The sequence below is a fragment of the Nocardia sp. NPDC005998 genome (assembly GCF_040614395.1).
In the GTDB taxonomy this organism is placed as follows: Bacteria; Actinomycetota; Actinomycetes; order Mycobacteriales; family Mycobacteriaceae; genus Nocardia.
The window spans coordinates 24621-50111 of sequence record NZ_JBEXUI010000026.1; the positions used below are offsets into that span (position 1 = coordinate 24621).

21 protein-coding genes and 2 pseudogenes are annotated in these 25491 nt (G+C 64.8%); 14 read left to right on the top strand and 9 right to left on the bottom strand.

Annotation, left to right across the window (positions count from 1 at the left end; genetic code table 11):
• Positions 1-16: 16 nt before the first annotated feature.
• From ABZ293_RS28470 to ABZ293_RS28480, 3 genes are all read left to right on the top strand, one after another.
• Positions 17-949, top strand: coding sequence for an NADP-dependent oxidoreductase (locus ABZ293_RS28470; RefSeq protein WP_355185576.1), 933 nt, complete (start codon positions 17-19; stop codon positions 947-949).
• Between the two features lie 553 nt (positions 950-1502).
• Complete coding sequence (locus ABZ293_RS28475) at positions 1503-1757, top strand: hypothetical protein (RefSeq protein WP_355185577.1); 255 nt, start codon at positions 1503-1505, stop codon at positions 1755-1757.
• The gene (locus ABZ293_RS28480) at positions 1754-2122 is read left to right on the top strand and encodes a hypothetical protein (protein WP_355185579.1); all 369 of its coding nucleotides are present in this window, start codon (positions 1754-1756) and stop codon (positions 2120-2122) included. Before ABZ293_RS28475 ends, ABZ293_RS28480 begins: the two co-directional genes overlap by 4 nt.
• An 808-nt stretch (positions 2123-2930) precedes the next feature.
• Here ABZ293_RS28480 and ABZ293_RS28485 read toward each other — a convergent pair.
• Positions 2931-3869 (bottom strand): SDR family NAD(P)-dependent oxidoreductase, encoded by a 939-nt coding sequence (locus tag ABZ293_RS28485; RefSeq protein WP_355185581.1) that lies wholly within the window; start codon positions 3867-3869, stop codon positions 2931-2933.
• Positions 3870-4233: 364 nt separating this feature from the next.
• Positions 4234-5631 (bottom strand): nucleobase:cation symporter-2 family protein, encoded by a 1398-nt coding sequence (locus ABZ293_RS28490; protein ID WP_355185583.1) that lies wholly within the window; start codon positions 5629-5631, stop codon positions 4234-4236.
• 395 nt (positions 5632-6026) lie between these two features.
• On the opposite strand from ABZ293_RS28490, the gene ABZ293_RS28495 reads away from it, so the two are divergent.
• Complete coding sequence (locus ABZ293_RS28495) at positions 6027-6977, top strand: TIGR03564 family F420-dependent LLM class oxidoreductase (protein ID WP_355185585.1); 951 nt, start codon at positions 6027-6029, stop codon at positions 6975-6977.
• A 202-nt stretch (positions 6978-7179) separates the two neighbouring features.
• On the opposite strand, the gene ABZ293_RS28500 is transcribed toward ABZ293_RS28495, so the two are convergent.
• From ABZ293_RS28500 to ABZ293_RS28510, 3 genes and pseudogenes are all read right to left on the bottom strand, one after another.
• The gene (locus ABZ293_RS28500; protein WP_355185587.1) at positions 7180-7935 is read right to left on the bottom strand and encodes a type 1 glutamine amidotransferase domain-containing protein; all 756 of its coding nucleotides are present in this window, start codon (positions 7933-7935) and stop codon (positions 7180-7182) included.
• Between the two features lie 149 nt (positions 7936-8084).
• Positions 8085-8225 (bottom strand): annotated as a pseudogene (locus ABZ293_RS28505) (IS630 family transposase); the annotation flags it as partial.
• A gap of 21 nt (positions 8226-8246) precedes the next feature.
• Entirely contained in the window at positions 8247-8867 is a 621-nt protein-coding gene (locus ABZ293_RS28510) for a glycosyltransferase (RefSeq protein ID WP_355185589.1), read from the bottom strand.
• A gap of 46 nt (positions 8868-8913) precedes the next feature.
• Between ABZ293_RS28510 and ABZ293_RS28515 the strand changes: the two genes are divergently transcribed.
• Positions 8914-9228, top strand: coding sequence for a CU044_2847 family protein (locus ABZ293_RS28515; protein WP_355185591.1), 315 nt, complete (start codon positions 8914-8916; stop codon positions 9226-9228).
• 3 nt (positions 9229-9231) lie between these two features.
• Here the strand turns inward: ABZ293_RS28515 and ABZ293_RS28520 are convergent, their stop codons facing one another.
• Together ABZ293_RS28520 and ABZ293_RS28525 are read right to left on the bottom strand one after the other, a co-directional pair.
• Complete coding sequence (locus ABZ293_RS28520; protein WP_355185593.1) at positions 9232-13371, bottom strand: NB-ARC domain-containing protein; 4140 nt, start codon at positions 13369-13371, stop codon at positions 9232-9234.
• Positions 13358-14458, bottom strand: coding sequence for a hypothetical protein (locus ABZ293_RS28525; protein WP_355185595.1), 1101 nt, complete (start codon positions 14456-14458; stop codon positions 13358-13360). Before ABZ293_RS28525 ends, ABZ293_RS28520 begins: the two co-directional genes overlap by 14 nt.
• 507 nt (positions 14459-14965) lie before the next feature.
• Between ABZ293_RS28525 and ABZ293_RS28530 the strand changes: the two genes are divergently transcribed.
• From ABZ293_RS28530 to ABZ293_RS28545, 4 genes are all read left to right on the top strand, one after another.
• Positions 14966-15304: a hypothetical protein gene (locus tag ABZ293_RS28530; protein ID WP_354961807.1), complete on the top strand. Its 339-nt coding sequence runs from the start codon at positions 14966-14968 to the stop codon at positions 15302-15304.
• A gap of 11 nt (positions 15305-15315) precedes the next feature.
• The gene (locus ABZ293_RS28535) at positions 15316-15615 is read left to right on the top strand and encodes a YbaB/EbfC family nucleoid-associated protein (RefSeq protein ID WP_355185597.1); all 300 of its coding nucleotides are present in this window, start codon (positions 15316-15318) and stop codon (positions 15613-15615) included.
• Positions 15616-16338: 723 nt separating this feature from the next.
• Positions 16339-17376, top strand: coding sequence for a PLP-dependent aminotransferase family protein (locus ABZ293_RS28540; protein WP_355185650.1), 1038 nt, complete (start codon positions 16339-16341; stop codon positions 17374-17376).
• Positions 17373-19658: a tetratricopeptide repeat protein gene (locus ABZ293_RS28545; protein WP_355185599.1), complete on the top strand. Its 2286-nt coding sequence runs from the start codon at positions 17373-17375 to the stop codon at positions 19656-19658. The genes ABZ293_RS28540 and ABZ293_RS28545 overlap by 4 nt, the downstream gene beginning before the upstream one ends.
• Positions 19659-19708: 50 nt before the next feature.
• On the opposite strand, the gene ABZ293_RS28550 is transcribed toward ABZ293_RS28545, so the two are convergent.
• The gene (locus ABZ293_RS28550; protein ID WP_354961847.1) at positions 19709-20530 is read right to left on the bottom strand and encodes a MerR family transcriptional regulator; all 822 of its coding nucleotides are present in this window, start codon (positions 20528-20530) and stop codon (positions 19709-19711) included.
• A gap of 52 nt (positions 20531-20582) precedes the next feature.
• On the opposite strand from ABZ293_RS28550, the gene ABZ293_RS28555 reads away from it, so the two are divergent.
• The 3 genes and pseudogenes from ABZ293_RS28555 to ABZ293_RS28565 all read left to right on the top strand — a co-directional run bounded on the left by ABZ293_RS28555 (position 20583) and on the right by ABZ293_RS28565 (position 24176).
• Complete coding sequence (locus tag ABZ293_RS28555) at positions 20583-22082, top strand: amino acid permease (RefSeq protein ID WP_355185652.1); 1500 nt, start codon at positions 20583-20585, stop codon at positions 22080-22082.
• A gap of 320 nt (positions 22083-22402) precedes the next feature.
• Positions 22403-22608: pseudogene (locus tag ABZ293_RS28560) on the top strand (L-asparagine permease); the annotation flags it as partial.
• Between the two features lie 161 nt (positions 22609-22769).
• Positions 22770-24176 carry an aspartate ammonia-lyase gene (locus ABZ293_RS28565; RefSeq protein ID WP_354961993.1) on the top strand — a complete coding sequence of 469 codons (1407 nt, stop codon included), beginning with the start codon at positions 22770-22772 and terminating at the stop codon, positions 24174-24176.
• A gap of 141 nt (positions 24177-24317) precedes the next feature.
• On the opposite strand, the gene ABZ293_RS28570 is transcribed toward ABZ293_RS28565, so the two are convergent.
• Complete coding sequence (locus ABZ293_RS28570; RefSeq protein WP_355185601.1) at positions 24318-24599, bottom strand: Smr/MutS family protein; 282 nt, start codon at positions 24597-24599, stop codon at positions 24318-24320.
• A gap of 92 nt (positions 24600-24691) precedes the next feature.
• Between ABZ293_RS28570 and ABZ293_RS28575 the strand changes: the two genes are divergently transcribed.
• Both ABZ293_RS28575 and ABZ293_RS28580 read left to right on the top strand, forming a co-directional pair.
• Positions 24692-24979, top strand: a complete 288-nt coding sequence (locus ABZ293_RS28575; protein ID WP_355185603.1) for a YbaB/EbfC family nucleoid-associated protein — start codon at positions 24692-24694, stop codon at positions 24977-24979.
• 193 nt (positions 24980-25172) lie between these two features.
• Positions 25173-25490: a type VII secretion target gene (locus tag ABZ293_RS28580; RefSeq protein ID WP_355185605.1), complete on the top strand. Its 318-nt coding sequence runs from the start codon at positions 25173-25175 to the stop codon at positions 25488-25490.
• The last annotated feature ends 1 nt before the right edge of the window (position 25491 follow it).

The following is a 25491-nucleotide window of genomic DNA, read 5'->3' on the forward strand; positions in this document are numbered from 1 at the left end:
CTAATCAGGAGACTTCATGCGCACCCTTCGCTTCCACGAATACGGCTCCCCACTCGACGTCGTGCGGCTCGACGAGACCGAGACTCCCGCCCCAGGCCCAGGTCAGATCCGAATCGCCGTCCAGGCCTGCGGATTGAACCCCGCCGACTGGGCGCTGTGCGACGGCCTGTTCGCCGACACCCTCCCCCGCGGTATCGGACTCGAGGTGTCCGGCACCGTCGATGCGATCGGCTCAGACGTGACCGGCGTCGAGGTCGGCGACCCGGTTCTCGGCCCGGCACCGTTCCAGGGATCGACAGCCGGCGCGTCCGACCACGCAGTTCTGGACCGCTGGTTCACACGCCCGCCGGGCCTCGCCCCGATTGCCGCCGCCGCGCTGCCGATGGCGGTCGAGACGGCTCATCACGGCCTGGCCGGTCTCGGCGTCCCCGAATCGGCCGACGGCATCACCGTATTCGTGAATGGCGCGGGAACCACCGTCGGATATGCCGCGGTGCAGATGGCGTTGCAGCGGGGAGCCCGGGTCATCGCCTCCGCAGGCACAACCTATGCCGATGCGTTGCGCGCGTTGGGCGCCCAGGTCATCGCCTACGGCGAGGGCATGGCCGAGCGGGTCTTGGAGTTGGCCGGTGGCCGGGTCGAGCTCGCCCTGGACACGGCACCGGTGAGCAACTGCCTGCCCGAGGTCGTCCGCGCGGTCGGTAAACCAGCAGACGTACTGACCGTCAGCGACTTCGCCGCGGCCCACGAACTGGGCGTGCGAACCCAGTTCAGCGAGAACGCGATCCACGACCCCGGCCACATACTGGGCGACTACGCTCAGTTGGCGGCGGAGGGCAAGTTCACGGTGCCGGTCGCCCGCAGCTTCCCGTTGGAGGACTGGCGCGCGGCCGCGGAACTGAGCCTGTCCGGCCGACCCCGCGGCAAACTGATCCTTCGGCTGGCATGAACACCAGGCTCGCGACCGCGCTCACCCAAGGTTGAAACCATTCCGCGACAGTCACACTGAGCGCAAATGGAGACCGATCACGCGGCCTGGCCGACATCCTATGCCGCCTATCGAGCGGTTTCGCTTGTCACCATCAGCGATCGCGCCGCGGAACAGATGCTCGTACTTCAAGGTGCCGAAGAACCGCTCGACAACACCATTCTGAGGCCGCGTCCCCCCCGCCATCCAGATGATGGACACGCACGAATCTGCTCCTCCCCGATTACCTCCGCGAGTCCGCGACATCACACGTTCCGCAATCTGCTGCGAGAGGTACAGCTGTGGCATGCAAGGCTAAAACCACTGTGCTATTGCATCATTCGGGATGTTGGTGGGATAGCCGGGTGTCGGGTCGATCGGGTGCGTGTGGTCGGTGCTGCTGCCGAATGGAGGGGTGTCGTGGCTCGCAAGCCATCGATGTTGTACGTCAAAGTTGCCCATTCCTACACCGTCCATCGCGTGACTGAAGCAATATCCCGAACCAGGGAACGATTACGCGCTCGACAAAGAGGCGATGAGGCACGTCTTCGTGCCGAAGCACAAACTGGACGGGCTGGTGCAGTGGCTGGGTGGCGAGGAGGCGACGATGAAGAAGATCATCGAGAGCGTTCAGGGTGTACCGGACGGTGTGTACAACGGGTCGAATCCTCTGGTGCGCACGATCATCGGCCAGACCGTCCATATTCGCAGCGCCGTGATCGATGGCGTCTTCAAATCGGCACCGCGTACATTCCGTGACGTAGCGCGAGAACCGAGGAGAATGCGATGAGTACTACACCGATTCAGCCGCGGGTGCTCACCGAGCTCGAGTCCGGCGTCGTCACCAAGCTGCTGTCGTCCGGTGCCGCCGGTGCGGGCGAGTTCCTGTCGCAGATCCCGTTCGTGCAGGTCGTGACGACCTGGGGTGTCGGTTCACCCAGCGTTGACCTGTCGGTGCTGCCCAGTGCGGTGCCAGCATCCGGATCGGCGGACGGAATCTTTGCCAGCGGAGCGGTCACGGACCGGAACGGGGCACCTGTCGGTGAGGTCATCCTGTGGGTCGAGAACGGCAGGCTCAGCGGAATCGAGTACGCCTGGTATACGGATGAGCGCCCACGGGCGCTGCCCGAGCCTGATCGGATCGAGGTTCTGTAGAGCTGGCCGAGCTCGAGTGGTTGCTGGCGCGGATACGAAAACTTCAGCCGGAACCGTGGCCAATCGATGTCAACCTCGGCACGGTTGTCGGTGATCAGCCAGGCATCGATACGGCCGTCGGGCACGGCACCCGGACCACCATCGAACATGATCCGCCGCCCAGACGAGCACAACAACAGCCCAGCGGGACGGTACCGCGGCGAGTTCATCGCCCCGACACCGAGCAGCTCGAACTCCATGCGACTGACCGGTTCCGGGAGGACACCGCCCTCACACGTGGTCGACCAAGCCTTTGGCACCCTCGGACACGGCACAGTGCACGCAGCAGAAGAATCGGCCGTCTGACTCCACACCGTGGCCAATGATCTTGCAGTTGCAGTGCTCGCAGATGGGTGCCATGCGGTGGATCGCACATTCGAAGCAGTCGAAGACGTGCCGCATTCCCTGAGCCTCGACGACGATCGGCATAGCGTAATCGTTACCGCAAACCTCGCATGCGCTCATGGACCGTAGGCTACTCCGTGGAACCGGCACCATTTGGCTAATTTCGGGTTATCTGCGCATGACCACGTCGAACTACGCTGTGGAGGTCATCGCCCCAAGTTCGGCACCGATGCCCGGGCCGTCGTCCCCCAGCGCCCACATATTCGATACAACCCGGTTGACGAATTCGTCATACATCGACCTAGAGCTATGGGTCGACGTACGTTCGAACGTGCACGATCGCCGGGATCGAACGCGAGCTGTGTGGGATTGCGAGGCGTCGGCCATGACGATTCGGGACGTCGCGGCGTCGAAACAGGGCCTGTCATGACCGGACCGGTGCAGATGGGCACACGAGCGGATCGACGCCGGTAAGTGCTGAACTGACGGCCCACAGTCTGGCGGCGGTGTCGTGGTCGGTCATATGCGCCTGAGGTACCTCCCTATGAGGTTGTCCACGAAGACCGAAAACCCTTGGCCCCCAAAGCTGCCCGCCGGTGATCTCAGTGTCCAGAACGGCCCGGACAATACTGTCGGCCGCCGCGTGTTTGCCATGCAACACAACACCTGCCGGCAGCCCACGCAGGCGCTGAGCAGTGGTGCGGACGAACAGCGGTGGCCGTGACGGGGTCAGCGAGTCCAGGGCACCGCCGGGATGGACGACAATGCTGGCGGTGCTGGCCCCGTGTCGGCGCAGACGGCGATCCAGTTCGAAGCCGAACAGCATCTGGGCCAGTTTCGATCGCCCGTAACTGCGTTTGGGCTGATAGTTGTGCTCGGATTGCAGATCGTCAAGATCCAGCCGCTCCGACCGCGCGGCGAAACTGCCCACCGTAATCACCCGACTGTTCGCGGCTGCGGTCAGCATCGGCGCCAGATGAGCAACCAGAGCGAAGTGTCCGAGATGGTTTGTCGCGAACATCAATTCATGTCCCTGGGCACTCATACGGCGATCGAGGCCGGATAGCAGGACTCCGGCATTGAGCACGACCGCGTCCAGGCTGTCGACACCGAGGGCGTCGACTGTCGCGGGTAGTGCGGACAGGTCCGCCAGATCCATGCGCACGCACCGCAGACGAGCGCTGGGAACCCGTGCCCGAATCGCGCCTATCGCGAGGTCGCCCTTGGCGGTGTCACGGCAGCCGACCACCACGGTGGCACCGCTGACCGCGAGGTGCTCAGCGACGAAATATCCGATGCCCGCACTCGCACCGGTAACCAGAAAAGTTCTCCCATCGGCCCGATAGCCGCTATGCCAGGTCATGCGGTCCACCTTTGCACCGGGCTCTTGCACGGCACTCTCACACCACTGGCATGCGGCCCCCACCGATTAGGAGTAACCGCTCGGCCCCGCCAGGGGATCGACGCATGTCCGGAATTCGGCTAATTACTGCGCGTTCGAGGAGGCGGTGGATGCTCGCTTAGTCTGACCTCCCCTGCAGTCGTCAGCACCGAACCAAACTACTAGGCGCGCCAAGTGATCTTTGATGGTGACCGGCACCCAGGCCGGAGAGATTTCGAACTTCCTTGCCTGGGCTTATTTTTCGGCCTAACCGCCTGTTCGATCAGGGCACACTGAACGTTGGGTTGACAGTGCCCATCGCGTCACCGTATGAGGATCGGGCTGCTTACGGCTTGGCGTCGTTGTCGAGCCGGTCACGCTCGTCGGCGGCGGCGGCGAAGACAGAGGAACCCGGTCGTTTGCCGAATTTCCATTCGTTGAAGGCGAGGTTGAGGAGGACGGCAGCGACTGCGGCGGCGCTCATTCCGGAGTTCAGGACCACTGTGATTTTTTCGGGGAGGGCGTCCCAGAATTTTGGTGCCGCAACGGGTATGAGGCCGAAGCCGATGCCGACCGCGACGATGATCATATTGAGGTTGTCCTGGTAGTCCACCCGGGACAGGGTGCGAATCCCGCTCGCCGCAACCGATCCGAAGAGCACGAGTCCGGCGCCGCCGAGTACCGGGTACGGAATTCCGGCGACGATCGCGCCGACCACCGGGAGCAGACCGAGCAGTAGGAGAATCAGGCCGCCGGTTGCTACTACGAACCTGCTTTTGATTCCGGTCAGTGCGACCAGGCCGACGTTTTGTGCGAACGCGCTGCAGGTGAAGGATCCAAAGACCGGGGCAACCGTCGTCGACAGCATGTCGGCTCGCAACCCGTCCGCCACCCGCCTGGCATCGACGTCGGTCCCGACGATTTCACCGATCGTGAGGATGTCGGCCGTGGTTTCGATCAGGGTCACCAGAATCACGATTGTCATCGCGACGATGGCCCCGATTTCGAAGGTCGGCGACCCGAAGTGCAGCAGCTGCGGCGGCGCAACCAAGCGGGCGTCGCCCACGTTGGAGAAATCGGCCTTGCCTGCGCACGCCGCGATGATGGTACCGAGCACCAGTCCGATAAGAATCGACAATCGCGACAGCGCGCCCTGGAACAGGCGACTGATCACCAGGATGATCAGCAGCGTCAGCCCGGCGAATCCGATGTTGGCCAGGGAACCGTAGTCGGGTGCGGTGGAGTTGTTGCCCATGGCCCAGTTGAAGGCGACCGGCATCAGTGAAAGGCCGATCACGGTGATGATCGTGCCCGTCACCACCGCGGGGAACAATCGCACCAGTTGCGCAAAGAACGATGACAGCACCAGGCCGATTACCCCCGCGACGATGATGGAGCCAAATACCGGACGTAACCCGCCGGTGGTGGCAATCGCGACCATGGTCGATACGCCCGCGAAGGAAACCCCCTGCACGATGGGCAATCGGCTGCCGAACGGTCCGATTCCGAGGGTTTGCAGCAGCGTGGCGAGGCCCGATACGAATAGGGCGGCCGTCACCAGTAGCCCAATATCGGTGGCGGATAGCCCGGCCGCGCCGCCGACGATGAGTGGTGGGGCGATCACACCCCCGTACATCGTCAGAATGTGCTGGGCTCCGTAGGCGGCCAACTGTCCGGGCGAGTGTCTTGCATCCTCCGGTCGTCCACTGTCCGCCCGGCCGCGACGCCAAGTCAACATCCCCATGCCTCATCCTCTCCGATCGCGGAATGATGTTCCGCTACATCGGAAATGTGACAGCCATCACTCGAGCGTGGCTACGGTAGGTATGTCCAGTCTTCGCTCCCCCGTCGCTACACCGCATTGTTGGTTCGGCTAGTTGTCGCTGTCTTGATGCGGAGAAAGTGTTTCGAGCGGGTGTCGCTCGCAGTACGAACTGTGTGCTGCAGCCCCGGAAGTTGCAGCGGCAGCCAAACGTTACGAAGCCGCGGCGGTCGCGGGGTAACACACCTTCTCGAACCGTTAAATCTTGCGGCATCGAATCGGCCCACAGACTCCCGGACGACGAAAACCCTTGTGATCAAGCTGATTTCATCTCGCCGTTCGGGAACAGGCGCTCGCGTACGCAGGTTGCCCCTGGCATGACTCTCGGAATTGCGCTCGCTGCCTCGAATTCGGGCAACTACGTTGACCAGATCGTGGCGCAGGCCCGCTCGGTCGCCGAGCTGGGTATCGAGTCGGTGTGGTTCGGACAGCGGATGGACTACGACTCCCCCGCCCTCGCCGCCATCGTGGGCCGGGAGGTGCCGGGCGTACAGGTCGGCACCTCGGCCATCCCTGTGGTCGGGCGCCATCCGCTGCTGGTGTCCTCCCAGGCGCAGACCGCCCAAGCCGCGACGCACGGGCGTTATCACCTGGGTCTGGCCGTCGGTTCGACGCTCGCCGCCGACGCGTTCGGCACAGCCTTCGACCGGCCCATTACCCGCTTGCGCGAGTTCCTCACCGCGCTGCGGGAATTGCTCGACACGGGCACCGCCAGCTTCCACGGCGAACTGCTCACGGTCACACCCTCGCTGCCGACCACGGTTCCCGGTGCAGAACCACGCGTACCGGTGCTGGTGGCCGCGATGGGGCCGCAAGCACTACGCGTCACCGGGGAACTCGCAGACGGCACCCTGCCGTATCTGGCGGGCCCGAAGACCTTGAGCGAGCACATCGTGCCGGTGATCACGCAGACCTCGGAAACCGCACCGCGCATCGTCGCCTTCGTCCCGGCAGTCGTCACCTCCGATGTCGAGGGCACCCGTGCGACGGCGGCGCAACACCTGGCGTTCTACGAGCAGGTGCCGTCCTATCGCCGGGTCATCGAACTCGAAGGTGCCTCGCGGGCGGCGGAACTGGCGCTCATCGGCGACGAGGAGACCATCGCCGCCGGAATCCAGCGCTACTACGACGCGGGCGCCACCGAGGTCGTGCTGACCACCACGGAACTGGCCGGTCCGGACGATCAGCACCGCACCTGGGCGCTGGCCGGGGCACTCACCGCCGACTGGGCCGGCTCCTCGACGGCTGCAGCCCTGCCCACGGTGTAGCACGCGCGATTCCGAGTTCAGCCCCGACGCACTCGCGCATGGTGTCGCCGACCAACCCGAAGACCCGCCGACGCTCACCACGTCCGGGCCCGCACGCGGCCGACACGGGGCGGCAGGCGCGGTCGTCGGTGTAGGTGCCGACGGAGTTGATGATGGCTTCGAGGCGGTCGGCGACCTTGCGCCGGTCACTACATTGATGATCTCAGCGCTCGGTGCCTTCCAGCAGTGCGAGATACCGGCGTCCGAACAGATAGGCGTCTCCTGGCCAGCGTGCGGAGAGATAGTTGCGATCTTCGACGATGAAGGCGGTGGTGTCGTCGGTGGCGGTGCCACGTCTGGTGAGTTCGACTGGGCCGCGCCGGAATTGGGTGTCCGGGTCGTCGAGAGCCGCGCGGACCTCGTCCTCGACGTAGGCCGGATACGTGCGGTAGTAGCGCCCGAGTCGCCATGCGGTGCTGAAATACGCGATGCGCTCCATGTATTTGGGCAGGCAGGTGGTGCGGCGCTGGGCGAGCACGCTACGGCCGGTAGCAGGATCTTCGGACCGGGCGAGGACCAGGACACCGTGGCAGATGGCGCCCACCGGCCGGCCCAGGGTCCAAAACCTTGCGACCTGCCGCTGCAGCGTCTCCGAGCCCAGGTACTGCCGCATGCCGGGGGCATGTCCGCCGGGCAGGAGCAATCCGTCGAAGTCATCCACATCCACCTCCGACCAGGAGACCGTGGCCGTGAACTCCGGTGTGCCAGTAAGCTGCTGGTAGAAGGTCCGAGGCTCGGCTTCAGCACCGAGTTGACCGAAGATCACTCCGGTCAACAGCCGCGGATCCGCCGCGGGCGGCGTACCCGCGCGCTCGGTGGCGAATACGACCTCGTGTCCGGCGTCGGTCAGGATCCGCCAAGGCACGGCGACCTCGGTGACGTCGAAGTCGTGGTCGGGAACCGGCATGAGCACGCGCATGCGCACATCATCGCAGCAGGCCCTCGACTGTTGAGCCATACGTCAGCACAACCAGTACGCCCCCGGACCGACTGCGACATGGGCGTCCATAGCTGCGACCACGGGATCGCAAACCCGGAACGGTGGCCAGCCGACCCGTCCGAGACGGTCTAATGTCGTGAGTCGTTAATTCGCTGGCAGTATCGGGCGATGGATTCGAGGATCTGGTCGGCGGTCTTGGTCCAGACGTAGGGGCATGGGTTGTCGTTCCAGATGTCGATCCAGGAACGGATGTCGGCGTTCACAGCGGACCAACGGCTTTCGCGAAACGCTCATTGGTGGCGCAGTAGGTCGAGGAGCTTGCGGTGGGCGTGGGCGATCCCGGACGGGGTGTAATGGGCGACCACCACACCCTGGTCCGCGTCGCGACCGTCGAGGTGAGCACGCAGATAGTTGTATTCGTCGGGCAGGAAGTATGTCGGGGTGCCCAGGGTGCGGACCGCGTAGTTCAGGGCGGACTGATCCTCGATCGGAAGCGGCCGCACGTTGTCGCGCCACAGCTTTGTCGCGAGATCGAATACGGGGCGATGGGCGCGGCGATTCGCGATGAACATGCCGGAGTTGAAGTACGTGGGCCGCGGGATATCAGCGTCGTAGTCGGGGTAGAGCTCGATGAACTGGTCGCGGACACAGATGAACTCGACACGGTCCGCTAGTGCGGCGGGCTGCCACTCGCGCAGCACGACCGCGTCGGCGTCCAGATAGCAGATGTGATCGGCGGCCACGAGATCGAATAGCGACAGTTTGGCGTATCCAGGGAAGGCCTCGGGCGGGAAGTTCCGTGGTGGTTGTTCGATGACAACGAATTCCAGCCCTGTCATGCGCTGTGCCCGGGCGGCGCTCAGCCGCGCGGTGTCGCGATAGGCGCCGAGTCCGAGCATCACTCCGATCATGAATCAAAGATAGTGCGCCGCAAGGGAACACCGGTACCGTTGGACCATGAGCGAACTCTTGCGTTTCCGTACCGGCGACGGTGGCGTGATCGTCGTCGAGGGTGATCCGTCCGATGCCGGTGTGCAGCGGGTCGGTCGCGGTGGTGTGGTGGAGGTGAATCGCCGCTTCGAGGATGCGCTTGCTGACGTCCAGCGGGCCGCGGCGGCCGCATTGGCGGTGTTCCGAGACGGCAGCCTGAAACCGGACGCGGTCGATCTGGAGTTCGGTATCAAGCTCAACGCCGAGGCCGGCGCGGTGATCGCAAAGACATCGGTCGAGGGCCATCTGACGGTGAAGCTGTCGTGGAAGCCGGGGACATGAGGCTCACTCTTCGCACAACGTGAGTATGTGTACGGCGCCCGCCGCCTCACCACATGCCACACCACCGTCGGGCAAGGGCGCGATCGCGGTGATGCGGCCGTCGCCGGTGAAACAGGCCACCTCGATTCCGGATTCGAGGTCGTAGACAGCCAGCAGGTCACCGGCCCCAACGGCTATGCGCCGACCCCCGTGCAGCGCTGCGATGGCGCGCACGGGTGCACCGAGTTCGGCGAGCACGCCGATTCGCGCTCCGTCGGTAAGTCGCCACAACCGGATCGCACCGTCGCCGCCACCGGTAACGACCCGGTCCCCGACGATCAGAATGCCGGTCAGCAGCGAATCGTGCGCCTGCTGCTCCCAAACCAGTTCCGGGGATCCGAGTCGCCAAGCCGACAGCACCCCAGAGACGCAGCCGGACAGGACCTGGTCGACGGCCGTCGCCAGGCTGATAATCGGGCCGCCCCGTCCTCGATAGGTCTGGATCTGGTGGCGGGTAGTGACGTCCCACACGCTGACTTGCCCCCGGATGCCGCCGACCACGACATGACGCCTACCAGCTTCGACCACCAGCATTCGTGGTGGCTCCGCCAGCTGGGCATCAATCGCTCCCAGGTCGAGGTCCCAGATCGAATCGGCGGGGCCGAAGAACCGCATCGCGGTGGTCGACGCCACCACCAGGCATCCGTCCACGGCGACGGCTCCCCGCACCGCATCACAGGCGACGGCGCGGCGCACCACCTGCCCGGGGACGGGTTCGCCCATCGCATACAACCGCACCTCCGAGCCGATGTCCGCCTGATTCGACATATCGCCCAAGGCCTCACCGGGCAGTACCATCGCGGCACCCAGCTGGTCCAACACCATCCACCCGAGATTCGCCACCTCGACGACGGCGACCGCGGTGGCCGTCATCGACACAGTTGTCGATCGCCGTCCTGTCGCCATGTCCCAGACCGAAACCGATCCGTCATCCGCAGCGGCCGCAACCGTGTGGTCAGCTACCGCGGTAATCGCTCCGATCCACGCGGCGTGCATCGGAGCGCCACGCTGAGTCGGCGAAACGGTCATATCCCACACCCGCAAGGTGGATTCGTTCGCGGCAGACACCACGCGTGTTCCGTCGGAGCTGAACGCGGCGGCTGCGATCCACCCCGTATGGCCGCGCAGCGTCCGCGCCGATTCATCCCCGATCCGGCGATCGCGCAACCGCAGGATGCCGTCGTCGGCGCCCGACAGCACGTGATATCCATCCGGTGCCACCGCCACCATCTCGACCCACCCGCTGTGCAGGCCGACTTCGACTGCGGGGGACCCAGTTTCGAGATCCAGCAATAGCACCTCCCCCGACGCACAGCCGACCACCGCATGCCCGCCGTTGGGTGTCGCCGCGACGGACCACACCTGCCCACGGCCGGGATCCCGGTCGATCCACACGACCGATCCGTCACGGTGATCCCAGCAGTACACGGTGCCGTCGTCGCCCGCGAACAGCGCGTGTCGATCGGTCAACGCCATCGCGCGCGACTGCACACCGCGCTGACGGCTGTCGAAACACCATGTCTGCGTGCCGCTTCCGAGATCCCAGATGCGCAGCGTGCCGTCCTCGGACTTCGACGCGATCGTCCGTCCGTCACGCGCAGCGAGCACGGTGAACGCGATACCTGTATGTCCGTGCAGCACCCCGACCTCCCGGCCGACCGCCCAATCCCATACGCGCACCGTCGTATCGACCGATGCCGACACCAGCAATGTGCTGCCTGGAACGAGCGCAATCGACCACACCGCGGCCTGGTGACCGCGCAGCACATGCCGGGTACTCCCGTCGGCGAGGTCCCACACGCGAATGGTGCCGTCGGCTGATCCGGACATCGCATAGCGGCCGTCGACGGATACCCCAAGCTTCCACACGCCACCCGAATGCCCGTGCAGCACATACCTTTCACGGCCGTCGTCCGCCAGATCCCAGACGCGCACCGCGCCATCCCAGCCGCCGGACAGCGCATACCGATCATCGGGTGTGAGCACGACATCACGGATCGGACTGGTATGCCCGACCAGCATGAACAGCAGGGGCCCGCCCGGGGCCGTCAAACTTGCGGCTCGCGGTCGAAGCCAGGGTTCGCCGCGCCAGCCGCATGCTGCGGCAACGAGTTCCTGAACTTGGGGCCAATCCGACTCGCCGAGACGCCCGACCAGCTGGGCGGGCAGCTGCCCCCTACCGCGAGTCAGCGCATGGCTGCTCAGCCGCAACGCGTCGCCGACGACCGCGACCGGATCCGACTGCGGCAGCAATCGATAGGCGGCGATCAGCTCCGTCGCGTCGGTGGCCCACAGCATCGTCTGCAACCACGCCAGGTGTGACAGCAGCGCGCGCAGCTCTTCGCCCGCTCCTGCCGCGGCAAGGTGATGCGGCAGGTTTCGATAGAAGTAGCCATCATCCGGACCATGCTGCCAACCGCCCGGCGCCTGCTCCCGATATTCCTCGACCAATCGCCGATGCAGGTGCGTTAGCTCTGAAACCTGGTGGCGCACATAGTCCATTTGCAGATCATGCATCCCGAAACGGCCGCCGCTACCGAGCTGGATCAGCGATCGGTCGGCGAGGCGGTCGAGCAGCTCCGCCACGTCCAGTTCATCGAGTCCAGCGTGCTGCCAAAGCGCCTGTGCCGCACCGACGGTCGGATTCCTGCCGTTGAAGACCGCGAGTTCGAGATAGCGGGCGCGATCGGCAGGATCAAGGGCGTCGACGCTGACGCTGATTGCGCGCAAAAGATCTGGGTATGGATAGTTGCCGAACGGTTGGGCGATCTTGGCGAGATCGGCCTGGCGCAATCGGCGCAGCACTCTGGGCCAGCGCTCCGGGCGGCCAGCGATCATGGCACCCGCCATCGCCAGTGCCAGCGCCAGATAGCCACATTCGGCCGCGATCTCCAACGCCTCCCGCGGTAGTTCCTCCACCGCGAGCCGCGCCCACCGGGCCAATAACACCAGCGATTCCCGGATGCTCAGCCCGGTCACCTCGAAGCAGGTCGCGCCCACCGATCGCACGATGGCGGTATCCCGGGTGGTGAACAATAGCCGTCCAGGCGCCTCGACAATATCGAGATCACCGAGATCCGGTGCCGCCCAGACATTGTCGACGACCAGCAGACAACGTCGCCCCGCCAGCAACTGCGTGAGAAGAGCCTTACCCTGTTGAGCGTCGGCGAAGACCACACCCTGCTGCCCGAAGGCGGCCGCCACCTGCGCTTGTCTGGTCGGCGTCACCGGATTCGGGCCCAACTCCACCCAGACTATGCCATCCGGAAAAGCCGCCCGGACTCGCTCGTCACGGCAAACGGCTGCTGCGAGAACAGATTTCCCGACACCGCCCATGCCTACCGCAGCGACCCGCGCGCCGTCCTCGGCCGGCGCCAATAGCGCGGCGAGGACCTCCGACGCCACGGCCCGCGCGACGAACTGAGTCGGTAAGGTCGGCACATTGGACAGCAGACCCATCGCCGGTCGGGCCGACCCGAGCTCGACGCCGAACTGCGCCACTACGGGAGCGATGAGCGCCGCGGGCAGCATGAAGCCGATCTTGCGGGTCGCGGCACGGTCGCGAGCAACCACCATGCCGACCACACCATCGGCCAGATCGTCACACACCGCGCCACCGCTGAAGCCGCCTTCGATCGCCGAACCGGGCACCTTGACATCCTCGAGCTGATACCAGCCACCACCCACCCGATCCCGGATCACACCGGTCGCCCACAGCCCTTCGTCATGGCCCTCAGGGAAACCGTAGACGCGAAAGGAATGCCCCCACAGCGCTATCGAATCCGAGTCCAGCAGGCGGATCGGGACCGCGGGCGGGGCGCTCGCAAGCAGCAATACCGCGATATCACCAGTGTGTACGTCATCGACCGGCGACCAGGCCACCACCGCTGCCTCGATCGGTTCACCGCCGTGTACCTGCGTGAACTCCACCAGCACCGGTTCGGTCGGCACCGCATCGGCCGCAGCATCTGCTCCGGTGGCATCGCCGATGACGTGGGCGCAGGTCAGTACGTGCCGCTCGGTAATGAGGAATCCGGCGCCGTAGGTCGCACCATCGGCGGACTGAATCGCGACCAATGCGCGCCGCCACTCAGGCGTAGGCATTCCACTGCTCCCCGTTCACCTCGCACCATCCGGTGCGCAATTCGCCCGCCGCAGTGCGGACGAACAGTTCCAGCCGATCCGGCCGGCTCGAACACACCGCGGGGCGGCCGACCGAGCCGATGCCATCGTCGAGCACGCGGTGGCGTGCCGAGGAACCGCCCGTGTCAGTGGTGAGCCAGCCGACCGTCCCTGCGGACACCCCGAAGAACACATCGACGCGGCGGGGCCGGGCCGAGACCGCCACGGGATCCGAGGCCACCGTCGGCACGGTCAGTACGCGGTTACCACGACCGGTCGGCCAGTCGGGCCCGGGTTCGAACTGGACAAGCCGATCCTCTTGCCGTGCAAAGGCGACCAGGCGGTTCTCGACCGCACCGACGCCCCGGCACCACACCAGGGTCGGATCACCGGTACAGCGCAGCGATTCCCCAGTCGAGGGCGCGACATCTGGACCGACATCGAAGGTGGTGCGGCCGGGCAGCATCGGTGTCGAGGTCCACTCGTGTGTGCGCTCCTCGGGGACGTGATACTGCCGCTGCAACACCCCGTCGAAGCTGCCGCGCGCGACAACTTCCAGCCCATACAAACTAGTAACCACTACGGCAGGCTGTCCGACCACAGGACGGGCCAGACTCTCCGGTCCCATCAGGCCGATCGGCTGCTGATACCAATAGTGTTCGAGCACGCCGTCCGCGCCTGTGCTGAACACATCGAATCGGCCGCGGCTCCAACTGACGAGGGTCGCATCCGATACCGCACCCGCAGACCGAGCCAGCCGCGGCGGCCCCCAGCGGCCGTCGAATTCGCAATGCCACAACCGCGACTCGACATCACGGACGAACAAATCCAACCGATCGGCGCCCCAGGACCCGATGGTCGGGCGGCCAACGGGCGGGGCGGGCAGTTCCAGCCGCTCGACGATCCTTGCCGCACCGGCGGCTACGACGAGATGACAGAGCCGGCTTCGGTCATCGATCGCGACGACATCGACGCACTCCGGTGTGCGTGCGACAGCCACCGGGTCGGTCACGATGCCGTCGGCGAGCACACGGAACCTCGGTACCCGCAGCACGGCGTATTCGTCCACAACTTCTCATGATCCTATGGCGCGGGCGAATGCACTGTGCCGTCGATGAATTCGAGCGCACCGAACGGTCCCAGCCGATCACGGAGTTCATGATTGCTGGGCACGACGTGAGCCGTACCCGACCTACCTCCTGCAGCCAGGATCGAATCCGCGGGCTCACTGCCCAGTCAACCGGCTGTGGTCACCACAGACAAGATCATCGGAACGAGATGCGACAGCAATGTATTTTGTCGCAATGGTCGCGGATGACGAAGAAACCTGGTCACCACCACATGAAACGGTCATAAGCCCCTGCTCCCACCACCCCTTGCGAACCAACCGATTTGCGCAACCTCCGGCCGCGTGGCCCGCTGAGGGGTGGCATGAGGAAGCGGGCGGTAGAACAGCCGCAGTACGACGCCAATTCGCTACTCACGGCGATCGTGGCGATCTGCTTGCTGTTCAGGCGGTCCGGAATCCATGATCTGAGTGGCTGCCGGAAGCGGCAGCACCGCGAGGGAGCACAGCATGACCGACGAGCAACCCGAACCAGCCCAGTGGACCGCGAGCTCGCGCACCGGCGCGATCACGGTGCGCACCACCGATCAGGGCCTGCCCCTGGGCGTTTCGCTGGAGGCGGCCGAACTGCGCCGCGACCCCTACGCGCTGGCGGCCGACATCATGCGGCTGTGCCGCCAGGCGTCCAACCGGGCCGCGCTGGCCCGGCGGGCGGAGTTCGAGCAGGCCGGGGTAGCCGAAGAGATGATCAACCTGATGGGCCTGCCGACGCCGGAGGAGGTGGCACGTCAGGAGGCGCTGGAGGAACAAGACGAGTCCGAGCCGCAGAGCTGGCTGCGGCAGGTGTAGGGGAGGACGCCATGTACGAGACGATGGATGAACTCGAGGACGCGGTGCGTCGGCGGCTGTATCGGATGCGTGATCTCGGGGACGATATGGCCGCGATTCGGGTCCGGGAGACTTCGCCCGACGGTGTGGTGACGGTGGAGGTCGACGGGAACGGCAAGTTGCTCGATCTCGAATTTTCCGAGGCGATTTCGAGGCTTGCGCCGTCGGATTTCGAGAAGACGTTGGTGGATACGGCGATGGCGGCGGCGCGGCAGGCGTTCGCGCAGCGCGGCGAGTTGATCGAGGCCTTCAACGAGGAGATGCGGCGATGACCGGATCGGCTATGTGTCAGCGGATTTGCCGCAGCGCAGCAGTCGTGCTCATCCGGGCGTAAGAATTCCATCATTTTTCGGTCATGCAGTGCTTGCTCCGAAAGTTACGGAGTGCTAATGCCGTAGCGGGAATTCGTCCGGTATGTTTACGATGCACTGTGGATCGACAGCCATTATTAGGAGTGGAGTTTCGATGGACAGGATCGCAGCGACACCCGACGCGATTCGTGGAATGGACCGACTTACCGCCAAGTGGTTGCCGCCCGCTCGCGTGAAGCGCGAGTTTCCCGAAGTGCGCTTCGACGCCAAAATCCGAGGCGGGAGCCCAGTGCGATAGTTCCGCACGCTGGGATCTGTGTGGGGGGCCGCCCGTGAGGGCGGTCCCTACCGCGATCTGTCGGTGATGTGCGCCCGAGCAAACTCCCACCCCGCCGGGGCACGTTGATCACGCGCACCCGTGGTGAGGAGATGGTCCAGATCGCCCATCTTCCTCCGCTGTGAACCGCGTTGGGTCATGAAAGTATGTTGGGTCACGAAAGATGTTGGGCGGGTAAGTTGGCTGTCACTAAACGGTTCGGCCCGACCGGGACGATAAGAAGCGGTGCCATCGATGAGTTGTTTTCATTGCTGGGCCGTCGCCCAGAGGTCATATCCTTTGCCGCGGGAGCGCCGGAGACGACATTATTGCCGGGCGAACTCGTACCGGGTCTGGTCGACACCGTGATGACCAAATACGGAAATCGGGCACTGCAATACGGCATGCCCCAGGGATTCGGGCCGTTACTGGAACAGGCTGCCCACCTGTTGTCGGAGCGTTGGATTCGATGTCCCGCGGACAATATTCACATTGCAACGGGTAGATCCGGAGCACTGCACAACGTGTGTAGGGCAGTACTCGGCGCCGGCGACGTGGTTCTTGTGGAAACCCCCACCCACGGTCCCGCCCTCGAGATGTTTCAGAGCTATGGGGCAACCGTGACAAGCGTCGAATCCGACGAGGCAGGTCTCCTTCCGGAGGCGCTCGACGAGGCTCTCGCACGCACCTCGGCGGCCCTCGTCTATCTGCTTCCCACGTTCCAGAATCCCACGGGCCGAACGATGCCCACGACACGAAGGGCGGAGGTGGCCGAGGTAATTGTTCGCCGAAATGCCCTGGCGGTTGAAGACGACGTCTATGCCGATCTTCGCTACCGCGGCAGACCGATACCGGCGTTCTGGGCCTTCGCGCCGAACAACACCGTGTACATCACGTCCTTGTCCAAGACACTGGCACCCGCGATCCGAATAGGAATCGCGGTGTTGCCCCCGGACGTACTGAGCACGGTATCGGCACTCGAGCACGGCATCGGCATGCAGACGTCGACCCTCTGCCAAGCCATTGCGGCCGAATTCCTGGCGAGCCCGTTCATGGCCGAGCACTTGCAGACGATCACGGAGGCGTATTCGGCCAAGCTCCAGCTGTTGTGCACGGCGCTCGGCAAGTATTTTCCCGGCGGGTTCCGGTGGACCGAACCCGACGGAGGATTGTTCGTATGGGTGGACGGCCCGCCGGGTTTCGATGCCGACGCGGCCTTGGATCGTGCGTTGCTGCGAGATGTCGCCTTCAGGCCGGGCAGCGCCTTCTATGCTGATGATGCGTTACTGCACCGCAATACGATGCGTTTGAGCTTCGCGGGTGTTCGATCGGAACAAGTACTGCCCGGGATTGATGCCTTGGCAGCAGTATGCGGGAACTATCGGGAATCCCGAGAAGGCGAATGATCGACGATTCCAGCCCATCAGCGCACCCGGTGCCGCTGCGGGCGCCCGATGCCGCCGATGCGGCGGATCCATCGGCGACTCGGCGGGCGGATGTCACCCGCACGCCTCGGTGGACGCCGGACAACTCCGAACCGTTGCCCGAGGACGGCGCGGATCCGGAGACGCGGTCTCGCCCGAGTGTGCGGCGGCTCGGTGCAGGGCTGGTCACGATGCCGCGGGTTGCGCTGGTCGATCCGCCTTCTGCGATCCTGTCGGATCCCGAGGTGCCCGAGGACAAACGGTACTGCTGGAAATGCCGGCAGCCGGTCGGGCGTTCCGGCTCCGGCGAGTACGGCGTCCCGCGCGGCAGCTGCGTGCACTGCGGATCACCATTCCATTTCCGGCCGCAACTCGAGCCCGGTGACCTGGTCGCGGGTCAATACGAGGTATGCGGCTGCCTGGCCTACGGCGGAATGGGGTGGATCTTCCTGGCCCGCGATCGCAATGTCAGCGGCCGCTGGGTGGTGTTGAAGGGGTTGCAGAATCCGCTCGACATAGAGGCCAACGTGGTCGCCCTGGCCGAACGTCAATTCCTTTCGGAGATGGCGCATCCGGCGATCGTGAAGATCTTCAACTTCGTGAAGCACCGTTCCGTGGACGGGACTCCGGTCGGCTATATCGTGATGGAGTATGTCGGCGGGCGTTCGCTGAAAACCGAGTTGGATCGGCGTGCCCTGGGCTACCTCCCGGTGGCCGAAGCCATCGCCTACACACTGGAAATCCTGTCGGCGCTGGACTATCTTCATTCGCTCGGCCTGGCGTACAACGATCTCAAGCCCGCCAACGTCATGGTCGCTGCGGACGAGGTCAAACTCATCGACCTCGGTGCGGTCGCAGCCCTGCGGTCCGGTGGCAACCTGTACGGAACTCCCGGGTATCAGGCGCCGGAATTCGCCCGGACCGGGCCCACCGTGGCCTCCGACATCTACATGGTGGGCCGCACACTGGCAGCGCTGACCTTTCGCATGCCCACCGACCGGCACGGCCACAAAATGCCCGGCCTGCCCCGCCCGGACCACGAGTTGGTGCTGCGCCGTTATCCATCGTTCGCGCGCCTGCTGGCGGTAGCCACCGACAACGACCCGGTACAACGCTTTCCGTCCGCCTACGCCATGCACCGTCAACTCCTCGGCGTACTGCGCGCCGTCCTGGCCGAGGACACCGGCCGGGACTATCCGCAGGTGTCGGCGGTATTCGGCACTCTGCGAGGCGATTTCGGGATCGATACGCTCATCCGGCCTTCCGATGGCGTTCTCGACGGCGTGCACCACAGGGCAACTCTCGACGCGCCGAATGTTGTTTCCGCACTGCCGGTACCGCTGATCGACAGCGAGGACCCCAACGCGGACCTGCTGTCACCTCTGCTGCACGGCGATCCGCACCGGGCCGTCGATACGCTGCGCGAGGCGCGTGGGAACATGCTGGCCGGGAAGATCGCCACACACGAATCCTTCGAACTCGAAGGGACTTTGGCGGAGGTGCGGGCCCACCTCGATCTGGGTGAGGTGGAGAATGTCCGCGCCAAGCTCGCCGAACTGCGTCCGGGGCACCGCACGGACTGGCGTATCGGGTGGTATGCGGGGCTCGCCGAACTCACGATGGGTGATTACGAGAAGGCATACGAGCAATTCGATCTCGTTCATTCCGCGGTTCCCGGTGAGATCGCGCCGCAACTGGCGCTGGCGGCGACCGCCGAACTGGTGCTCGAAACTCGCTGTGGATCAGCGGATCTCGCTCGCTGGGGCCACGCGGCGAGAGAGTACTACCGGGCCGTTTGGCATACCGACCGTAGCGTGGCGAGCGCGGCATTCGGCCTCGCGCGCCGGCTGGCCGCCGGCGGCGACACCGCCGCGGCCGTCGCCACGCTGCAACAGGTTTCCGAGATATCGCGTCACCACAACGTGGCCCGGATGACCGGATGCGTGCTGCTCGTCTCACGTCCGGTCACCGAACTCACCCAATCGGATCTGGATGCCGCCGCGCGGCTGGCAGAGCTTCCCGGTGAGCCGCGTGTACTGCAGATGCGCGCGCTCGTCCTGGGTGTCGCCCTGGCCTGGCTACGGCACGGTGGGCGTCCGCAGGACCCGAACGCCGCCATCCTCGGCGTGCGGTACCTCGAGAAGGAACTACGCGGAGGGATCGAACGGACGCTGCGCCGAATCGCCCGCGAGGCCCCGCATCCGTCGCAACGGTACGCGCTGATCGACTTGGCCAACGAGTTGCGGCCCCAGTCGTGGTGGTGAAGCTCCCTGGCCGGTGATTCATACCGCCTCGGCGGGCTCGGCGCAGAGCCCTACGTGGGTTGGTCATGCTGTAGGTCGGCAAGTTCCCGCTCGGTCAGGTAGTCCAGATGGCGGGCGACGAACCGGTCGACCAAGCCGGACACCACCCGCCTGGGTTGTTTCCGGGCGGCGGTCAGATGCTCGGCCAGTTCCCGCGCATCCTGCGCTGTGCGGGCGGAACGCCGGAACGAACGCACGATGGTGCGCTCGTACATATCCGCGAATTGCCTTGCGATATGGTCGCAATCGGCGCGTAGCCGGTCGATGTCGTCGAGCGCGCGTGCCGGTGGGATTCCGGCGTCGATCAGCTGATCGAGGACGTCGACGAGTTCGGGATCGGTGATCCGATAGCTGTCCGCGTCGAGCGGTTCGTACAGCCCGGCCGCGACCACCCGGGCCAGGCCGCCGGGGATCTCGCGGTAGTACTCGGCGAGATCGGTGGCGGCGACCCGCTCCCCGGCCGGGGCGCGGGAAGGTTGCTGTGGCTGCGCAGCGGTGCTCGCCGAGACGCCGAGTACGTCCGCCAGATCGTCCCCGCGGTCCCATGCCTCCAGCAGTCCGCGGACCCCGTTGAGGGTGATGCCACGTTCCAGCAGTCGGCCGATGATGCGGATCCGGTTGAGGTGTTCCTCACTGTAGAACCCGATGCGGCCCTTCATCTGCGGCGGCGGGAGCAGGCCGCGCTCGTTGTAGTCGCGCAGGGTCCGGACTGTCATCCCGGTCTCGTGCGCCAACGCGCTGATCGTGAACTCCGCATCCACCGCCATGTCCTCCAGGAAACCACAACGTAACAGCGGGTTGGACAGCAACCCTTGCTGTGTGCCGTCAATCACTGGTACGTTCCATCAATCAATGGCATGGTCCGTATCACAGGAAGGCACGATCATGACCACCGTTCAATCACCGGGAACCGCCGGAGCTGCGGGGAACGCGCATGCTCATGAGGACGCCGGCTATCACAAGGCGCTACGCCCCCGGCAGCTGCAAATGATCGCCATCGGCGGCGCGATCGGCACCGGCCTGTTCCTGGGCGCGGGCTCCCGGCTGAAGGAGGCGGGCGCGGGCCTGTTCCTGGCCTATGCGGTCTGCGGGATCTTTGTCTTCTTCATATTGCGGGCGCTCGGCGAACTGGTGCTGCACCGGCCGTCCTCGGGCTCCTTCGTCTCGTACGCCCGCGAGTTCTACGGGGAGAAGCTGGCATTCAGTGTGGGCTGGGCATACTTCTTCCACTGGTGCATGACCGGCATCGTCGACATTACCGCGATCGGAACATACGTCCACTACTGGGGCGCGACGAAATCTATTCCACAGTGGGCGATTGCGCTGGTCGCCCTGGTGATCGTCGTCGCGATCAACATGGTGTCGGTGAAGTGGTTCGGCGAGATGGAGTTCTGGGCAGCGCTGATCAAAGTCGTTGCTCTGGTGAGCTTCCTGGTGATCGGCATCGTCTTCCTGGTGGGGCGGTTCAAGATTGCGGGCGCGTCGACCGGACCTAGCGTGATCACGTCGAACGGCGGCTTGTTCCCGCAGGGGGTGCTGCCTCTGGTACTGACCACCACCGGGGTCGTCTTCGCCTATGCCGCAGTCGAACTCGTCGGTACCGCGGCTGGTGAGGCGGAGAACCCGGAGAAGATCATGCCGCGCGCGATCAACTCCGTCATCGCCCGCATCGCGCTGTTCTATGTCGGCTCGCTGGTGCTGCTGTCGCTGCTGCTGCCGTACACCGAATTCAAGGCCGGCACCAGCCCGTTCGTGACCTTCTTCTCGAAGCTGGGTGTCGAGGGTGCGGGCTCGGTGATGAATCTGATCGTGCTGACCGCCGCGTTCTCCAGCCTGAACGCCGGGCTGTACTCGACCGGCCGCATCCTGCGGTCGATGTCGGTGAACGGCAGCGCGCCGAAGCTCGCTTCGCGGATGACCAAGGGCGGCGTGCCGTACGTGGGCATCCTCGCTACCGGCACTGTCGCGCTGCTGGGCGTCGGGCTCAACGCCATCGTGCCGGCGAAGGCGTTCGAGATCGTGCTGAACATGTCGGCGCTGGGCACCATCGCGGCGTGGGCCGCGATCCTGCTGTGCCAGCTGAAGCTGTGGCAGTGGTCCAAGCAGGGGCTGGTCGAGCGTCCGAAGTTCCGGCTGGTGGGCGCGCCCTACACCAGCATCGCCGCGCTGTTGTTCCTTGTGGCGGTGCTCGGGCTGATGCTGTTCGGTCGCGACGCCACCCAGCGTGGCGCGCTGATCGCCGTGGTGGTTGTGGTGCTGCCGCTGATGGTGGCCGGCTGGTTCGTCGCCCGGCGCCGCGTGGCGGCCCTGGCCGCCGAGCGCGAGGGCTACACCGGGCAGTTCCCGGTGCTGGCCGAGCGCCCGCTGGAGCACCGCGACCAGTAGCCCAACAATCGTCGGCGGGAGTCGGGCGGTGTCGCCCACGATGAGGGAGAATCCCGCCGATACCGGTCGGTCTCGGCATCCCCTGATAACGTCGCCGAGTCCGATCGGACCGTTCCGCGGCCGCAGGTCCGGCGGCCGCGGAACGGTTTGGGCTATTGAGGGGTCCGCAAGTAGTGCACCTCGGCTCCACTGACGCACTGGTCGCCGCGGTTAACCGGGTCCGTAGTCGGCGTCTTGGGTGAGGTCATCCTAGGGTTCGATACCTGGATCGGGTGGGGAGCGGCGACGATCGCTTGGTCGGCAAGCGCCGGAGGTTGTCCACCACGGGGGTCGTCTTCGCCTATGCCTCAGTCGAACTCGTCGGAAAGGCGGCCGGTGGGGCCGAGAATCCGGAGAAGGTCATGCTCTGCGCGATCAACTCGGTCATCGCCCGGATCGCGCTGTTCTACGTGGGGTCGTTGGTGTTGCTGTCGCTGCTGCTGCCGTACACCGCATTCAAAGGCAGGAACCGTTCGTGACCTTCTTCGACCGCCACCGAGACCGGCTGGGCCCCCTCGGCAGCCGGCGATCCCGGCTGCCGAGCGGGGCGGCGTGTAACCCGTTGGTTGTGCCATATTTTGATGGTATATTACGTCAGTCGACGGCAGATTAGTTCTTGTGCCGCACTAGCACTGCGAAGGACGCCTCATGAGCTACCGCACCGAAGACGACTTGTTGGGTGAGATGAAGATCCCGGCTGATGCTTACTGGGGGATCCATACTGCCCGGGCCAGGGAGAATTTCCCGATTACCGGTACCGTGATCGGCGCGTTCCCGCAGTTGATCGTGGCGTTGGCTGCGGTGAAGGAGGCGGCGGCACGGGCGAATGCCGAGTTGGGCCTGCTGGCGTCGGATGTGGCGGAGGTGATCATCGCCGCGTGTGTCGATATTCGTTCCGGTGGGCTGCATGACCAGTTCGTCGTTGATGTGTTGCAGGGTGGTGCGGGTACCTCGACGAATATGAACGCCAATGAGGTGATTGCTAATCGTGCTCTGGAACTGTTGGGTTGCGACAAGGGTGATTACTCTCGTATCCACCCGAACGAGCATGTCAATCTCGGGCAGTCCACCAATGATGCTTATCCGAGTGCGGTGCGGTTGGCCACCATTTACGCGCTCGGGGGGTTGTCGGAGGCGATGGAGGTTCTGCGCGCCGAGTACCAGTGCAAGGCAACGGAGTTCGGTGGTTTGCTGAAGATGGGTCGTACCCAGCTGCAGGATGCGGTGCCGATGACCTTGGGGCAGGAGTTCGGTACGTACGCGGTCATGCTCGGTGAGGACCGGCAGCGTCTGGATGAGGCGGCTACCCTGTTGCATGAGATCAACCTCGGTGCTACCGCCATCGGTACCGGCCTGAACGCGGCACCTGGTTATGCGGAGGCTGCCTGTCGGCATTTGCGGGAGATCACTGGTCTGCCGGTGCAGACTTCTGTGGATCTGGTGGAGGCTACGCAGGACTGCGGGGCCTTTGTGCATCTGTCCGGTGTGCTCAAGCGGATCGCGGTGAAATTGTCCAAGGGTTGCAATGATCTTCGGTTGCTGTCGTCGGGGCCGCGGGCTGGGTTCAACGAGATCAATCTGCCGCCGGTGCAGGCGGGGTCGTCGATTATGCCCGGCAAGATCAACCCGGTGATTCCGGAGGTGGTCAACCAGATCGCGTTCCGGGTGATCGGTAACGATCTCACCGTCACGATGGCTGCGGAGGCGGGTCAGTTGCAGCTCAATGCTTTCGAGCCGGTCATCGTGGCTTCGCTTGCCGAGAGCATCACCCAGCTGCGTTCGGGTTGTCTGGTGCTGGCGCGTCGGTGCATCGCGGGGATCACCGCCAACCCGGAGGTTATGCGTGGGTATGTCGACAATTCGATCGGGCTGGTGACCGCGCTCAACCCCGTCATCGGCTACCACGCCGCGACCCGAATCGCGAAGCAGGCGTTGGTATCCGGCCGCGGCGTCGCCGAACTCGTACTCGAACAAGGGCTACTGCCGGCCGAGGAACTCGAGCGGCTACTACGGCCGGAAACCATCGCACACCCACGCGTGCTCGTGGCCGACTAGGTAAAGATTGCCGAGTCCTGGAGCTGCTTCGTGAAGGCTGACCCGTGGCTGATCAGCACCGCCACATGTCCGTCACCTGTTGATTGATTCGGCTGTGCTCGATCAAATACGACCGCGTGTCAGGGCGTTGGGACGCTCCGGTCAGAAATGAACGAGAATCCGGCCCTCGTTTCCCGGATCAGCCTCGACGCGCCGGTAGAACTTTTTCAAGCTTGGCTGGGCGAGCTTCGCGAGAACACGGCGCTTCAGGGTTCCGGAGCCTTTGCCTGGAATTATCTCCAACAAGCCGACCTTCTGCGCAACCGCACGGAAGATCGCGCTACGTACCGCATTGTCGATGTCGCGATCACTCCGGAAAACCGGGTGAAGATCAACTGTCAGCGTCACGGCCACATTCAACTCCTGAAATCCTGAGTAAGACACGCGATCTCATCGTTACATACCGCCCGCTCATAGTGCCATCTCGGATGGCAGATCCAGGTGATCTCAACGTTGGGAGGGGTCTTTACGAGACGATGGATGAACTCGATGACGCGGTGCGTCGGCGGCTGTATCGGATGCGTGATCTCGGGGACGATATGGCCGCGATCCGGGTCCGGAAGACTTCGCCCGACGGTGCGGTGACGGTGGAGGTCGACGGGAACGGCAAGTTACTCGATCTCGAATTTTCCGAGGCGATTTCGAGGCTTGCGCCGCCGGACTTCGAGAAGACGTTGGTGGATACGGCGATGGCGGCGGCGCGGCAGGCGTTCGCGCAGCGCGGCGAGTTGATCGAGGCCTTCAACGAGGAAATGCGGCGATGACCGGATCGGCTATGTGTCAGCGGATTTGCCGCAGCGCAGCAGTCGTGCTCATCCGGGCGTAAGAATTCCATCATTTTTCGGTCATGCAGTGCTTGCTCCGAAAGTTACGGAGCACTAATGCCGTAGCGGGAATTCGTCCGGTATGTTTACGATGCACTGTGGATCGACAGCCATTATTAGGAGTGGAGTTTCGATGGACAGGATCGCAGCGACACCCGACGCGATTCGTGAATTCGGGAACGCCTCGGCGACGATGGCCACTACCGTGGCCGCGCTGGGTAACGTCGACCAGGCCGCCACCATGGCTGCGGCGGTGCCGGTGTTCGGTTTGTTGGGGCAGGATTTCCTGTTCTCGTACGCGGGCGCGCAGCTCAACCACATCACCTCGGTGAACGAGCTGGCCGCGGTGCACGCCGGCACGGCGCTGACGTTGCACGAGGCCGCGGCCCACTACGAGCACACCGACGGCGGCTCGGCCGCGAACCTGGACGACATCGGCCGTCGGGCCTGAC

Excerpts from the sequence above, each read along its gene's own strand:
- ABZ293_RS28470 (WP_355185576.1), top strand. The coding sequence starts at position 17 with ATGCGCACCCTTCGCTTCCACGAATACGGCTCCCCACTCGACGTCGTG.
- ABZ293_RS28475 (WP_355185577.1), top strand. The coding sequence starts at position 1,503 with ATGAGGCACGTCTTCGTGCCGAAGCACAAACTGGACGGGCTGGTGCAG.
- ABZ293_RS28480 (WP_355185579.1), top strand. The coding sequence starts at position 1,754 with ATGAGTACTACACCGATTCAGCCGCGGGTGCTCACCGAGCTCGAGTCC.
- ABZ293_RS28485 (WP_355185581.1), bottom strand. The coding sequence starts at position 3,869 with ATGACCTGGCATAGCGGCTATCGGGCCGATGGGAGAACTTTTCTGGTT.
- ABZ293_RS28490 (WP_355185583.1), bottom strand. The coding sequence starts at position 5,631 with ATGGGGATGTTGACTTGGCGTCGCGGCCGGGCGGACAGTGGACGACCG.
- ABZ293_RS28495 (WP_355185585.1), top strand. The coding sequence starts at position 6,027 with ATGACTCTCGGAATTGCGCTCGCTGCCTCGAATTCGGGCAACTACGTT.
- ABZ293_RS28500 (WP_355185587.1), bottom strand. The coding sequence starts at position 7,935 with ATGCGCGTGCTCATGCCGGTTCCCGACCACGACTTCGACGTCACCGAG.
- ABZ293_RS28510 (WP_355185589.1), bottom strand. The coding sequence starts at position 8,867 with ATGATCGGAGTGATGCTCGGACTCGGCGCCTATCGCGACACCGCGCGG.
- ABZ293_RS28515 (WP_355185591.1), top strand. The coding sequence starts at position 8,914 with ATGAGCGAACTCTTGCGTTTCCGTACCGGCGACGGTGGCGTGATCGTC.
- ABZ293_RS28520 (WP_355185593.1), bottom strand. The coding sequence starts at position 13,371 with ATGCCTACGCCTGAGTGGCGGCGCGCATTGGTCGCGATTCAGTCCGCC.
- ABZ293_RS28530 (WP_354961807.1), top strand. The coding sequence starts at position 14,966 with ATGACCGACGAGCAACCCGAACCAGCCCAGTGGACCGCGAGCTCGCGC.
- ABZ293_RS28535 (WP_355185597.1), top strand. The coding sequence starts at position 15,316 with ATGTACGAGACGATGGATGAACTCGAGGACGCGGTGCGTCGGCGGCTG.
- ABZ293_RS28540 (WP_355185650.1), top strand. The coding sequence starts at position 16,339 with ATGACCAAATACGGAAATCGGGCACTGCAATACGGCATGCCCCAGGGA.
- ABZ293_RS28545 (WP_355185599.1), top strand. The coding sequence starts at position 17,373 with ATGATCGACGATTCCAGCCCATCAGCGCACCCGGTGCCGCTGCGGGCG.
- ABZ293_RS28555 (WP_355185652.1), top strand. The coding sequence starts at position 20,583 with ATGACCACCGTTCAATCACCGGGAACCGCCGGAGCTGCGGGGAACGCG.
- ABZ293_RS28565 (WP_354961993.1), top strand. The coding sequence starts at position 22,770 with ATGAGCTACCGCACCGAAGACGACTTGTTGGGTGAGATGAAGATCCCG.
- ABZ293_RS28575 (WP_355185603.1), top strand. The coding sequence starts at position 24,692 with ATGGATGAACTCGATGACGCGGTGCGTCGGCGGCTGTATCGGATGCGT.
- ABZ293_RS28580 (WP_355185605.1), top strand. The coding sequence starts at position 25,173 with ATGGACAGGATCGCAGCGACACCCGACGCGATTCGTGAATTCGGGAAC.